Below are 12,160 nucleotides of genomic sequence, written 5' to 3'. Positions count from 1 at the left end.
GCCGCGGGCAATGGCGCGATGGCCGATGTGGCGAACCACGTCCAGACCCATGCCCGCCGGCAAGACCAAACCGTTCATGCGAGAGGTCAGGTGCATCAGACGACGCTGACAGGGATCGCCGCGGGTGACAACTGCAAGCGGCAGCCTCAGCAGATCCGGGTGCCACATTCGCTCAGGTTGAATTCCTTCGCAGGCTCGGTCAGCGCCCCGTCGAACTGACGCCCGTCTGTACACTGGGCACGCGCCTCGAATGTCGGCCGCCCGGCCAACTGACCCTCCTTCACCGCGAGAAAATATTCGACCTGGCACTCCTTTTCGACGGCCAGCTGTTCGGACAGCCGGTCGAGCCAGGCGGGGTCTGCCGATTGCGCGCGAACTCCCGCCGTGAGTGCGAGGCCCAGTGCAGCAGTCAATGCAATGAAACGCGAATGGATACTGATCCGGACCATGGGGCCTCCTGTTTTTTTTGAGTTCCCCGCAAGCCTAGTGCCATCTGGCATGCTTGATATTGCGGCAGATCAATCGCCGCCCTGCATTCCACGGCCGGCAGCCGAAGCCGCCCGGGGCAAGCCTGCCCGCATGTCCGAACAGCCAAACCGGTGCGGCGACTACCTGCATCCGCACGCCTCGCCGACCTCCGTCAGATTCCGGTGAAGGCCCGGATCGCCAGGCAGCTTGCGATGCCGACGATGACGTTCATGACCAATCCGATCTTGAGAAAATCGGCAAAGCGGTAGCTGCCGGCGGCGTCGACCAGCCAGGCGGCAAGCGATGGATCCGTGCCCTGCACCCGGTCCGGGGCCCGTTTTTTCGAGCCGCCTCCATCCCGGATACTGGCCGAACGTGCCGGGAGGGCCGGGGCGCGCCGGCTCACCGACGTCACAGCTCCCTGCGAATTGTTTCTCCCGCCGTTTCCGGCATGCAACTTGCATGGCAGCAGCGGGGGGATCTGTTTTTGGAGAATTCGATGGCAAATTCAACCGTCATGGAAACGGAAGGCAACACACTGTTTCCGCTCGTCCTGTCGATCGTCGCCGCCGCAGCCACGGGCGTGCTGTGGGCCTATGCAAATCCCATCCAGCTGGTGCCGGGCGTCATTCAATGGCGCATATTCGCATTCCTGCCCCCGTTGATCGGGATCCTGCTGGGATGGCGCAGCGGCTTCATCTGCGGATATCTCGGCACCATCATCTGGTCGCTGCTCGCCGGCACCTTCATTCCCGCCCATTCGCTCATCGTCGACGGCATCATGGTCGGCCTGACCGGGCTGGTCCCCGGCCTGCTGTTCAACCCGGCAAAGATGGTGCTGGATCGCAACGCCCTGCTCAAAATTGCGGCAACCTGCCTGGTGGTGGGCTTCGTCATGGTGCTCGCGGTGTCGGCGAGCCTCGCCTATCTCGGCATTTTTCCATTCTGGTGGGCGGTCGGATATCTCGGTCTCTCCGACATCGTTCCGATGATCGTCGGAACGCCCCTTCTGATCATACCGGCGCTGAAGATCCTCAAAAGTGCCCACCCCGCCGGGTTCAAGCGCTTCTGACCGATCCCGTGCTGACACTTCAGGATGTCTCGGTTGGCTTCGGCGACACCAGACCGGTGATCGCCGGAGCCTGCCTTGAACTCGCCAGAGGGCAGCGGCTGCTGGTCTGCGGCGCTGCCGGAAGCGGCAAGTCCACTCTCATGCAGACCGTGGCAGGCATCATTCCGCGACTGGTCCCGGCGCCGCTGTTTTCCGGCGACATCCGCTGGGAAGGGCGACCGATGACCAGCGTCAGCCGCGAGGAGCTGTTCACCTCGATCGGCATCGTGTTCCAGAATGTCGAGGACCAGCTCTGGGACCTTGGCGTCGAGGACCTCATCGCCTTCCCGCTCGAAAACCGGCGGATGCCGAAACACCAGGTTCGACAGCGCATCGGCATCCTGATGGATGAGTTCAAGCTCGACGAGCTGCGCGGCCGCCGCGTGCTCAGTCTTTCGGGCGGCGAACGCAGACTTGTCGCCATCGCGGCGGCCCTGGCCGGATCTCCGCGCCTGCTGGTGCTCGACGAACCGACCACCGGGCTGGATCCTGTCGCGCGGCTGCGGCTGGTGGCGACGCTGAACCGGCTTCGCGCCGAAATCCCCTCACTGCTGATTGCCGAACAGGACCCCTCGGCCGTCCAGGCCGTGGTGGACGCCGTGAGCCTGCTCAAGTCCGGCAGACTTGCCGCGCCGGAGCCGGTTGGCGATCTGATGGGCATCAGCGCGGCCTGGCAGGACGCCTGCATCCTGCCGCCGCGCCAGCGGCGCCACAAAAGCAGCACCCGGGCGACCGGACGGACCCTGCTGTCTGTCGCAGCCCTCTGCACGGAACTCAAGCGCCCGGACGGCACGCCCGTTCTCGTCGATGTCGGTCTCGACATACGGGCAGGAGAAATCGTCGGGCTGATCGGCCGCAACGGCGCCGGCAAGACCACGCTGTTCCAGTCCATCCTTGGCCTTGCACCCATCGCGTCCGGCATGATCACGATCGCCGGCGAGCCCGCCCGGGAATGGACCACCGCCCGCCGCGCCCGCTCGATTGCCTACCTGCCGCAGAACATGCGACGGATCCTGTTCAACATGACAGTGCTGGAGGAAGCGGTCTTTGCCATCACCGCCGGGCGGAAAGATGCCAACCCGCCCATCACTCTGAGCCGGGCCCGCGCGGCGCTGGCAAGATACGGCCTCTCGGAACAGACCGACACCAACCCCTTCGCCTTGTCATCCCGGCAGCAGGCGCTGCTGGGCCTCGCCTGCGCGGAAGCGGCCGGCAGCCAGCTTGCGATCCTCGACGAACCCCTGCTTGCCCGCGACCTGGACGGGCGCAGAATGCTCGATCTGTTTCTGGCAACCGCCATGGCGGAGGATCGGGCGATCATGCTGATTTCGCACGATCTGGAACTGGTCGATGATGTCTGCTCGCGGGTCCTGCTTCTCGACGAGGGCCGGATCTCCTTTGATGGCCCGACTGAGCACGCATGGGATTGTCATGCCTATGGCCGCCTCGGCTGGCCGGGGCCGCGGCAGGCGGAGCCAACGGAGCCAGACCATGCGCTTTCATGAGGTCAACTTCTTCCTCAAGCTCGCCGGCGCCCTGCTGCTGACCGTCGGGGCGTGGTTTGCCACCGACTGGCGGCTCGGCGTGCCGCTGGCGCTTGCCACACTGGGCTTTCTCCGGATCGCGCAAGTGCCGGGCATCAAGGCCTATCTCAAGGGCGCGGCGCTTCTGGTCCTGCTTGTGCAGGCAAGCTGGGTCGTCAATCTGATGCTGCAGGGCCAGCCCGCCCTGCAAGCCCTGTCCATGGCCACCGGCATGTCGGCGCGCCTGGTGACAACCACCGCGGCGTTCTTCTTCGTCATGGAAACAAGCACGCCCGGATCAATTCTCGCCGCATCCAGCGCCGCCCGGCTGCCGCCGGTGGCCACCCTGGTGCTGTCGCTGACCTTCGGCATCATCCCGATGCTGCGCGATGATTTCGAGCGGATCGCCGACGCCCAGCGGGCAAGAGGCATGGAAATCGACGATGTCGGGTTTCTGGTGCGACTGCGCTTCGCACTGGCCCGCGGCGTCCCCCTGCTGGTTCAGGCCATACGTATGGCGCACTCGATCTCGCTTTCCCTCTCCATCCACGGTTTCGACATGCGTGAAAAGCGCACCACCTGGCGAAAGGTCGGCCTGATGGTCGAACCGCGCCTCCCGAAAGCACAGGACAGACTGCCATGACCGATCCTTCCGAAAGCCCCGTCACCGATCAAATCTGGACGGTCGATGTCGCTGGCCTCAAGGTCGATCTGCCGATTGTCGCCATCAAGCCGGACTTCGGCATCTCGCTGATGATGGTGATTGATCTTGGCATTCGCTTCGGCGCGCATGTCGGCAGCGAACTCGGCCGGAAGCTGGCGCCGAGCAAGCCCGACATTGTGGTCGGCGCCGCCACGCTCGGCATCCCTGTCGCCATCGAGGTAACCCGCGCCCTCGGCCTGGACGATTATGTCATTGTGCAGAAGTCACCCAAGATTCATCTCGGGAACGCCCTCAGCCAGTCGATTTCGTCCATCACGTCGAAAGGCGAGCAGCGACTGCTGCTCGACCGCCGGTCGATTCCGCTGCTTGCAGGCCGGCGGGTGGTTGTGGTCGACGACGTCGTGGCTTCCGGCTCGAGCCTTCGCGGCTCCATCGATCTTGTGCGCAGGGCCGGCGGCATCGTGGTCGGTGTCGGCGTCATCCTGACTGAAGCCCGTGACTGGATGCAGGCCCTGGGCGACGACACCCGGCTGCTGCAGAGCCTTGCGCATATTCCGCAATTTACAAAGACCGGCGACCAGGGCGACCAGTGGGTGCCATTGCCCGAGACCTTTCTCTGAGCGGTCGGATACCCGGCGCATCCCGGCGCAACGCCCCGGCCGCTTCTGCTCACGGAACTCTTGTTGAGGCAGCCCGTTGTCTCGCGGGGCGCTCTATAGCCTCCTCGCGCCCACCTTCGCGTGGCGGCCGTTGCGGTTCGTCGTGCAGTTTACGGCAAGGAGCCGACTATGACGAAAATCACCTATCAGATTGTCCAGCATGACGGCGGCTTCGCCTACAAGGTGGGCGATGTCTATTCGGAGACCTTTTCCAATCATGATGACGCGCTGAGAACCGCCCGCGAAGCCGCGGGACGCCAGCGGGTCGGCGGGGACACTGCAGCCGTGGCATTCGAGGACACTGCCGGCAACTGGCACGAGGAACTGATAGATGGGCGTGATCGGCCGGAAACCGTTGTCGAGGACAACGGGCCATCGCGCTAAAGCACCCATGCTGGCAGCGCTTCTCCGGTTCCACGAAACGGAAGGCGCCCTGGCGGGTGGAGGCCCGACGATCATCATCGTGCGCGGGGTCCGCAAGGCGATCCCCGCCATGACGGCTTCTGTCCGGCATAGTTCGAGGATGCGGACGGCGCGTCCGTATGCCGATCGAGTGTCCACAGATCCGCGCAGGGGAGTCCGGCCCGACCATGCAAACCTATGCGCGGCGAGGTCGTTGGATTCGTCCGAATCCTCACGGTCCTCGCGAGACCGTTAGATGTGGCAAGCCTGCCCGCATGTCCGAACAGCCAAACCGGTGCGGCGACTACCTGCATCCGCCCGCCTCGCCGACGTCGGTCAGATCCCGGTGAAGGCCCAGATCGCCAGGCAGCTTGCGATGCCGACGACCACGTTCATGACCAGTCCGATCTTGAGAAAATCGGCAAAGCGGTAACTGCCGGCGGCGTAGACCAGCGTGTTGGTCTGATAGCCGATGGGCGTGGCGAAGCTCGCCGAGGCACCGAGCATGATGGCGTAGATGAGCGGTTTCGGATCTATGCCGAGCGATGTGGCCAGGCCGATGGCCATCGGCGTGAGGATGACGGCGACCGCATTGTTGGAAATCAGCTCGGTCAGCACCGAGGTGAGCGCGTAGACCGCAAACAGCACCACCAGCGGTGACACAGTCTTCAGGTACGGCGTCACCGCCTCGACAAGGCCCTGCACCACGCCGGTGTTGTCGAGGCCGCGGCCGATGGCGAGCATGGCGAAGATCAGCACCAGGATGGAACCGTCGATGGCCTTCCAGGCATCCTCGGCCTCGACGCAGCGCATGAGCAGGATGATGCCGACACCGAGGAGTGACAGGGTGACGATGGGGGCCACATTGAAGATCGACAGCACGATGACGGTGGCCATTGTCAGGATGGCAACTCCCGCCCGATGCCGCTTGTAGGGTCTGAGCTTCGGCTCCGCCGCCGCGACGAAGCTCTCCGACTGCAGGATTTCCGCGAGATCGCCCGGGCTGCCTTCGAGGAGAATGCGATCACCCGCCCGGAGCCGGACTTCGGAGAGTTCGGGCCCGGGATTGTGCTTTCGCCTGGAAATGCCCAGCACCCGCACCCCCGCCTTGAACCAGCCGAGATCGCGCAGCTGGCGACCGCTGCTGCCGGCGTCTCCGGCATAGACGGCCTCCACCTTCTCGGTCTTCTGCTGGTCGGCCACCGAAAGCAGCGCCTTGAAGTAGCCGAGGCTGTAATTGGGGTGATCGTGAAGGGTCAGAAGCTCGGACTGATTGGCGTGGAAAATGACCAGGTCGTTGCGGTTGAGTTCCAGCTCGGGATCGGGCTTCAGGCGCTCGGTGCCGCGCAGGACCGCGATCACCCGCGTCTTCGACAGCGCGCTGAAATCCGACAGCACCCTGCCGGTGGAATTGGGTTCGTCCGCGTCGGCGGCGGGCGCGATGATCTGGACTTCGGACATGAACTCGGTGGCGCTGTCATCGATGGCCTCCCCGGACGCCATGTGCGATGGCAGGAGCCGCGGTCCCAGGACCAGCAATGTGAGACCACCCACCACGAGCGCCACCAGGCCGAAGGGCAGGATCTCGAGCATCCGCATCGGCTCCATCCCCTCGCGTTGCGCCACGCCGTCGATGAGCAGATTGGTGGAGGTGCCGATCAGCGTGAGAGTACCGCCGAGAATCGCCATGTAGGACAGCGGAATGAGAACCTTGCTGGACGGAATATCGAGAGCACGGGCCATTCTGGATATGATCGGGATCAGCACGATGACCAGCGGCGTGTTGTTCATCAGGCTCGACGCCAGCGCCGCGCCGAGCAGGATGAGAACCAGGGCAATCGGTCCACGCCGTTCCGACAGGCCGACAAAATAGGACGAGGCCGCGTCGAGCACGCCCGTGCTGACCAGCGCGGAGGACAGGATGAACATCGCAGCAATGGTGATCGGAGCCGGGTTGGAGAAGACTGCCAGCACCTCCTCGGTGGTGACGTAGCCGAGCAACAGAAACGCCGCCGCTCCGGCGGTGGCCACCGCCGCCGGCGGCATCTTCTCGAACAGGAATCCGAGGAACACCAGGCCGAGAATAACTGCAGAAAGACCGGCGGACCAATCCGCCAGGAAGTCCGAAAAAAAACTGTAAGACATCAATCCGCCCCGAGCCGGTGTTTCGGCTGTCTCACAAACGCGCCGGCGCTCCGGGAGTTGCGTGGCAGGACGATTTATTCCTCCGATCTCTTCTCGCCGTGGAAATGCACGCAGCCGCAGCAGTTCCGGGCCCGGACGTGGCCGATGACCCGCTTGGTCGCGGGAGGCGGCGGGAGCGCCGAGATGGCAGCACCCGTGCGGCGAAACCCGTTGCGGACAGGCGTGACCACCTGTTACCCCGGCACGGAAGGCCGCCAGTTTTGCGGCACCGGATCGAACCGGTCCGGGTGGAGCAAAGACGCCACCGCAACCGGGCCGGAACCCGCAGCGGACAAGCGAGCGGGCAGGCGAGCGGGCAGGCGAGCGGGCAGGCGTGGCTGCCCTCGCCCCTCCCCTCAGTCGAGGGCAGCATCGGCATCGAGCTGTCGGATCAGGCGCCTCTTGTAGATCTGTCTCAATCCCTTGTGATCCCGCAGGAGAAAGTGGGACCTGCGGAGATCCCAGAGATCGCCCAACTGCCCATAGACCTCGGGCCAATCGATATAGTCATAGCCGGCATCCGAGTAGAACGTGTATTCGGAGAACCATATTTCGCCATCGATTTCGTAGAGATCGCATCGGACCGAGTCGAACTCCCTGCCCATTTCTTCGGCCGCCGCAATGATCCGATTCCAGTTCTCCGGCTTGGCGAACGGAACCGAGTCGTAGCGTCTGCTGCATCGCGTGACTCGCGACACTCCGTCAGGACCGAACACCACGTCCAGCGGCGTCCTGCCGAATCGCCCCACCTTCATGTAGACGAAAACGCATGTCCCTCCTGCGATGTAGCACTTGTATTCCCGGTCAACCGGACGCCCCGCGTCCATCACCATCTCCTCGACGAACAGACGGGGGATGATATCCCTGTAGCCCCATTCCATCCGTCTCCGACCGTAATAGCGGCGACGCATCCATTTGCGGCCCTTCCTGTTGACAGTCGAACGGTTTACATTTCCAGCCTCGACCAGCAGGTTCCACCCGCATCCGTGATTGGCCTTGACGACGCAGTTGCCCGCCAGGGCGGAGTCGGGGATCGCCGCCGGATCGCTTCCCTCCCAGATGGTCTCGGGCAGCCGCACATCGGGATATCGCGCGCGGACATGCTGTTTGCTGCGCAGCTTGTCGATGCATTCCGGAAATCGCGGGTCGTGGTCGAAGACCTTGCGCCAAAGAAACTTCTCGTTGAAATTGCGCGGCAAGGCGACCTGCGGCCAATACCCCATGTTGCGAAAATAGCTCAACATCAGGCGCGGGTGCCGGAGGTAGACCACCAGGTCGATGAACTTGAAGAACGCGCCCTGCATGGGATTTCCCGACTGGTGCCAATGAATCATCCGCATCACTAGATTGTTCAATTCCGAAAATCCAGCAGTGCGCGCCTCACTGTCCTCACTGTCGTGGCCGGATGGGGCGCGCCAGATCTCCGCCTGGCGCCCGGGTGCGGCGGCGGGTCCCGATATCCGTCCGATCGTGACCGGCTTGTGGCGGAGAGCAGCGGGTTGTCGGCAGATTTCGTCCTCGGGGCGGCTCGAGCGGCGCTTCAACCCCTGTGCCGATTTGCGCAGCCGGATACGGCTCACCGGTCTGGCGAGCCGTATCGGGAACGGGGTCGGCGCCGAGCCGGCCGTGCGCTCAAGGTCATTTCGCCGCGGGTTGCGGCGAAGCCTCAGGGAGCCACGGGCCGGTCGACCGGGCTACTGCGAATCGGCCGACGAGGCGTTCAGCTGGCCGTACATCTGCTCGCCGAGAGTGCCGAGAAGCTGGAGCTGGGTTTCCAGGAAGTCGATGTGCCCCTCTTCGTCGGAAATCAGCGCCTCGAACAGATTCTTGGAGACGTAGTCGCCTTCCTTCTCGCAGACGTCGCGGGACTTGGTGTAGGCGGCCCAGGCATCCTGCTCGCCGGCGAGGTCCGCCTCGAGCACTTCGCGGATGTTCTGGCCGATTCTCAGCGGCGCCACGGTCTGGAGATTGGGAAAGCCGTCGAGAAAGATGATCCGCTCGATGATCTTGTCGGCATGCTGCATTTCCTCAATGCTCTCCGCCCGCTCCTTGGCGGCCAGCTTGGCGTAGCCCCAATCCTCGAGCAGCCGGTAATGCAGCCAGTACTGATTGACGGCGCCGAGCTCCATGAACAGCGCCTCGTTCAGGCATTCGATGACTTTTTTGCTCTTTTTCATAAATGGTCGGTGTCCTTGTGGTGTAACACCGCGCATTTTGCACCATCAGGTGAGCAGTGGCGACCGTCTTTTCGCTGCAGCCTTGTTTTTTGCGTCTTCCATGCGCCGCCGCTGGCCCGCGATGCGCTTGAGCAGATCCACCACCTGCGGCTCCGGGCTCTGCATCTGGGTGTGGTAGCGCTGCGTTGTCTCGACAATGATGTCGATCACGCCGGGAAAGCAGCCGCAGCACTTGCCGCGCGCGCTCACGGCCTGGAAGACCTTCCCCGGCGTGATCAACTGCCACTCGTCGGCATTGAGCAGATCCATGATGACCGCCTCAATGTCCCTTCGCGACACGATGTTGCAACTGCAGACGATCATGATCTCATCCCGCAATCCGGCCCGCCGAGCCGCGATCGGCTTGCCGTGCCTGCACCGGCACGTTCGGTTGCGCCGATGCCCGCATCGGACCACGTCATCATTTCGGCATGCCGTCCAGCGGTGTTTCTCATGAACGATCAGATCCAGCGGTTGCCGGCGCAGTCAGCTGCGGCAGGACAGGTCTCACACACGTCGGATCCATGGGCGAATTCGCGTCGCCTGGACCCAAACATGAGTTTTCTGGTAATGTATTCCGAAAATGGAGTCAATGGGTTCGGATTCCGGCAAGAGACCGAGCACCCGGTTGCCGGGACTGCGGATGCCCGCGCCCTGCTGACGCAGCCGCTCGGGAGGGCGCGTCATCCGCCGCATGCCTCGACTGGCCGTGGGTAGGTCATCGCCGTCTCGCGCTCGAAATGGTCGAGCTCCTGCTGCCGTCGTTCCTCCGACCAGCCGAGGCCGGCGGCGGCCACGCGCGAGATGCCCTCGGCCCGGTCGCGTCCCAGATCGGCGTCCAGACCGTCAGGCAGGCGGCGGCGCAGCAGGTCGGAGAGCCGCACGACATGCTCGGCCGCGGCCAGTTGGCCAATGGCCTCGGACCGTGCCGCGGGCGGCTGTTCGATCACGCCGCTCGGCGCAGGTCCCCGCCTGCCGAGCCGGCGCTCCACCGCCCGGGCGGCCATGCAGCCGGCGTGTCGGTGGAGCATGATCGTCGACCCGGTCATCGTCACCAGCCCGGGCGCCTCGGGGTTCTCGATCGCCCGCACGACAGTCCTCGATGTGCGTCCGTCAAGCGTCGAGGTCGGCCGGACCCCGCACCAGCAATGCAGGACGTGATCGCGCGTCAGCCCGAGGTCGGGGAAGAGCCGGTTTGCCTCCGACAGGATATAGTCGATCTCGGCGTCCTCGACACGGATATCGTCGGGGTTTTCCGACACCACGGTTTCGGTCGGTCCGATGAAATGGCTGTCCCGCCAGGGAAACACGTAGAAGGGCTCGCCCTTGCTCGAAAACGCCTCCAGCCCCTCGCCCCGGTAGGCGTCGGGCAGCCGCACCATGACATTGACGCCCTTGACGCCGACGATGCGACCTTTGCCGTCTCCGCCCGCACCGGACAGCCGGTCGACCCAGGGACCGGCGGCGTTGACGACCATCCGGCCCATGACCCGCGCCTGGCCCTCCGCCAAGGGCGCACGCTCGCCAAGGCTGACGGCCCAGCCATCTTCGTGGCGCGCGATGTGCGTGACCTCGGTGTAGGTCCGCAGTGTGGCGCCCCGCCGCTCCGCATCAAGGGCGGTGTCGACGCAGATCCGCTCGGGCCAGGCATACATGTATTCATCGAAGACGCCGACGCCGCGCAACGGTCCGCCAAGGCCCGCAGCAAGCGCGCTTTGCGCAGCGGCCTCACCCGGCGTGATCCGGCGGTAGGACAGCGGCACCTTCCAGCCGCCGAGCGCCTCGACCAGACGAAAGCCGAGATCGACCAGCCATGGCGGATAGCGGTCACCCTTCCGGAACGGATAGAAGAACCTGTGCCTGGTGAGATGGCCGGGCATGTCGCGCACCAGTACCGCCCGGCAGCGCATCACGTCCCGCGTGTAGAGCAGACGCTGAACCATATCCAGCGGATGCAGCGCCATCTGCCACAGCGGGTACCGCACCGCCAGATAGCCAAGGCCGGAGTAGAGCATCCGGCTCGAGCGCGAGGAAGTGCCTGAGCCGAAGTCGCCGCGGTCGAGCAAGAGGGTCGAATAGCCGCGCCCCGCCAGCTCCCGGGCGGCGGCGCAGCCGACGGCGCCGGCGCCGATCACCACGACATCCCATTGCGTGCCGTCGAGGTGGTCAAGTGGTGCTCTGGTCATTCCCGGATGCCTGTCCTGTTGCGTTGAACTTTGTCGGCTCGACCTTGATCCGGGCGCGGAACCGCGCAAGCTCGCTCGCTGTCGGCGCGACGCCGGAGAAGGTCTTCACATAGCCGGGCACGCGCGACAGCCGGACTGCCGTGCTTTCCCGCACCTGCATCGAGATGTAGCCGATCTGGGTCAGGTAGACGGTGCGGGCCCGCACGTCGGCCTCGTCGCCGGCATATCCGAACCGTTCGAACATGTCGCGGATCGCCGACAGCCGGCGCTCGTCGGCGGCGTTGACGCGCATCATCACCGCGTCCGATTGGTGCGCCCAGCCGCGCACCGCGAAATCCAGCCGGGGATCGAACAGCGCCTCGTCATGGAACACAGCGATGAGGTTGAGAACGGCTTCCGCCACGGTCTCCGCATAGGCCCCGCACGCGTCGAGGAAGGCGCCGGTGTTCCGGGCCTCCCACTGCTGCAGGAGCGCATCCAGCAGCGCTTGCCGGTCCTTGAAGAACCAGTAGAAGCTTGTTCTCGACAGGTTGAGCGCGGTGGCCAGGGGCTGGATCTTCACCGCGTCTATTCCGTTGCTGAGCAAGGCCGTGCTGGCTGCCTCCAGCCAGACCTCGCGCGATCCGCGCCAGCCTTTTTCCGTTTCATCATCTGTCTGCGCATCCGCCATGACGGCAGCATAGCCACCTGCATCCTGCTCGGCAACGGAAATGCACAGGGGTGACCTTCAACTTGACACTGATGAAC

13 protein-coding genes are annotated in these 12,160 nt (G+C 64.5%); 5 read left to right on the top strand and 8 right to left on the bottom strand.

What is annotated here, in order from left to right; all coding sequences use genetic code 11:
• Positions 1 to 146: 146 nt before the first annotated feature.
• Together DFR52_RS07320 and DFR52_RS24175 are read right to left on the bottom strand one after the other, a co-directional pair.
• Positions 147 to 449 (bottom strand): hypothetical protein, encoded by a 303-nt coding sequence (locus DFR52_RS07320; RefSeq protein WP_110031312.1) that lies wholly within the window; start codon positions 447 to 449, stop codon positions 147 to 149.
• A gap of 191 nt (positions 450 to 640) precedes the next feature.
• Positions 641 to 874, bottom strand: coding sequence for a hypothetical protein (locus tag DFR52_RS24175; protein ID WP_146215552.1), 234 nt, complete (start codon positions 872 to 874; stop codon positions 641 to 643).
• Positions 875 to 967: 93 nt separating this feature from the next.
• On the opposite strand from DFR52_RS24175, the gene DFR52_RS07315 reads away from it, so the two are divergent.
• The 5 genes from DFR52_RS07315 (at position 968) to DFR52_RS07295 (ending at position 4,809) form a co-directional block, all read left to right on the top strand.
• A complete protein-coding gene (locus tag DFR52_RS07315) occupies positions 968 to 1,540 on the top strand; it encodes an aminotriazole resistance protein (RefSeq protein WP_110031311.1) in 573 nt (190 codons plus the stop codon).
• 8 nt (positions 1,541 to 1,548) lie between these two features.
• Complete coding sequence (locus DFR52_RS07310) at positions 1,549 to 3,084, top strand: ABC transporter ATP-binding protein (RefSeq protein ID WP_110031310.1); 1,536 nt, start codon at positions 1,549 to 1,551, stop codon at positions 3,082 to 3,084.
• Entirely contained in the window at positions 3,071 to 3,745 is a 675-nt protein-coding gene (locus tag DFR52_RS07305) for an energy-coupling factor transporter transmembrane component T family protein (RefSeq protein WP_110031309.1), read from the top strand. The genes DFR52_RS07310 and DFR52_RS07305 overlap by 14 nt, the downstream gene beginning before the upstream one ends.
• Positions 3,742 to 4,386 (top strand): phosphoribosyltransferase family protein, encoded by a 645-nt coding sequence (locus DFR52_RS07300; RefSeq protein WP_110031308.1) that lies wholly within the window; start codon positions 3,742 to 3,744, stop codon positions 4,384 to 4,386. The genes DFR52_RS07305 and DFR52_RS07300 overlap by 4 nt, the downstream gene beginning before the upstream one ends.
• A gap of 168 nt (positions 4,387 to 4,554) precedes the next feature.
• Positions 4,555 to 4,809 (top strand): DUF2188 domain-containing protein, encoded by a 255-nt coding sequence (locus DFR52_RS07295; protein ID WP_110031307.1) that lies wholly within the window; start codon positions 4,555 to 4,557, stop codon positions 4,807 to 4,809.
• Between the two features lie 354 nt (positions 4,810 to 5,163).
• Here the strand turns inward: DFR52_RS07295 and DFR52_RS07290 are convergent, their stop codons facing one another.
• From DFR52_RS07290 to DFR52_RS07265, 6 genes are all read right to left on the bottom strand, one after another.
• Positions 5,164 to 6,972, bottom strand: a complete 1,809-nt coding sequence (locus DFR52_RS07290; RefSeq protein ID WP_110031306.1) for an SLC13 family permease — start codon at positions 6,970 to 6,972, stop codon at positions 5,164 to 5,166.
• 395 nt (positions 6,973 to 7,367) lie between these two features.
• Positions 7,368 to 8,555 carry an ATP-grasp fold amidoligase family protein gene (locus DFR52_RS07285; RefSeq protein ID WP_158284885.1) on the bottom strand — a complete coding sequence of 396 codons (1,188 nt, stop codon included), beginning with the start codon at positions 8,553 to 8,555 and terminating at the stop codon, positions 7,368 to 7,370.
• Positions 8,556 to 8,705: 150 nt separating this feature from the next.
• Positions 8,706 to 9,188, bottom strand: a complete 483-nt coding sequence (gene bfr, locus DFR52_RS07280; protein ID WP_110031304.1) for a bacterioferritin — start codon at positions 9,186 to 9,188, stop codon at positions 8,706 to 8,708.
• 45 nt (positions 9,189 to 9,233) lie between these two features.
• On the bottom strand, positions 9,234 to 9,551 hold the full coding sequence (locus DFR52_RS07275; RefSeq protein ID WP_110031303.1) for a (2Fe-2S)-binding protein: 318 nt from the start codon (positions 9,549 to 9,551) through the stop codon (positions 9,234 to 9,236).
• Positions 9,552 to 9,910: 359 nt separating this feature from the next.
• Positions 9,911 to 11,413: an FAD-dependent oxidoreductase gene (locus tag DFR52_RS07270; protein WP_110031302.1), complete on the bottom strand. Its 1,503-nt coding sequence runs from the start codon at positions 11,411 to 11,413 to the stop codon at positions 9,911 to 9,913.
• Positions 11,394 to 12,083, bottom strand: a complete 690-nt coding sequence (locus DFR52_RS07265; RefSeq protein ID WP_110031301.1) for a TetR/AcrR family transcriptional regulator — start codon at positions 12,081 to 12,083, stop codon at positions 11,394 to 11,396. Before DFR52_RS07265 ends, DFR52_RS07270 begins: the two co-directional genes overlap by 20 nt.
• Positions 12,084 to 12,160: the final 77 nt, after the last annotated feature.

It is taken from the genome of Hoeflea marina, assembly GCF_003182275.1.
Classification (GTDB): domain Bacteria; phylum Pseudomonadota; class Alphaproteobacteria; order Rhizobiales; family Rhizobiaceae; genus Hoeflea; species Hoeflea marina.
Note: the sequence above shows the minus strand (reverse complement) of the source record. Positions and strands in the feature narration are given on the sequence as shown.

Excerpts from the sequence above, each read along its gene's own strand:
- DFR52_RS07320 (WP_110031312.1), bottom strand. The coding sequence starts at position 449 with ATGGTCCGGATCAGTATCCATTCGCGTTTCATTGCATTGACTGCTGCA.
- DFR52_RS07315 (WP_110031311.1), top strand. The coding sequence starts at position 968 with ATGGCAAATTCAACCGTCATGGAAACGGAAGGCAACACACTGTTTCCG.
- DFR52_RS07305 (WP_110031309.1), top strand. The coding sequence starts at position 3,071 with ATGCGCTTTCATGAGGTCAACTTCTTCCTCAAGCTCGCCGGCGCCCTG.
- DFR52_RS07300 (WP_110031308.1), top strand. The coding sequence starts at position 3,742 with ATGACCGATCCTTCCGAAAGCCCCGTCACCGATCAAATCTGGACGGTC.
- DFR52_RS07295 (WP_110031307.1), top strand. The coding sequence starts at position 4,555 with ATGACGAAAATCACCTATCAGATTGTCCAGCATGACGGCGGCTTCGCC.
- DFR52_RS07290 (WP_110031306.1), bottom strand. The coding sequence starts at position 6,972 with ATGTCTTACAGTTTTTTTTCGGACTTCCTGGCGGATTGGTCCGCCGGT.
- bfr (WP_110031304.1), bottom strand. The coding sequence starts at position 9,188 with ATGAAAAAGAGCAAAAAAGTCATCGAATGCCTGAACGAGGCGCTGTTC.
- DFR52_RS07275 (WP_110031303.1), bottom strand. The coding sequence starts at position 9,551 with ATGATCGTCTGCAGTTGCAACATCGTGTCGCGAAGGGACATTGAGGCG.
- DFR52_RS07270 (WP_110031302.1), bottom strand. The coding sequence starts at position 11,413 with ATGACCAGAGCACCACTTGACCACCTCGACGGCACGCAATGGGATGTC.
- DFR52_RS07265 (WP_110031301.1), bottom strand. The coding sequence starts at position 12,083 with ATGGCGGATGCGCAGACAGATGATGAAACGGAAAAAGGCTGGCGCGGA.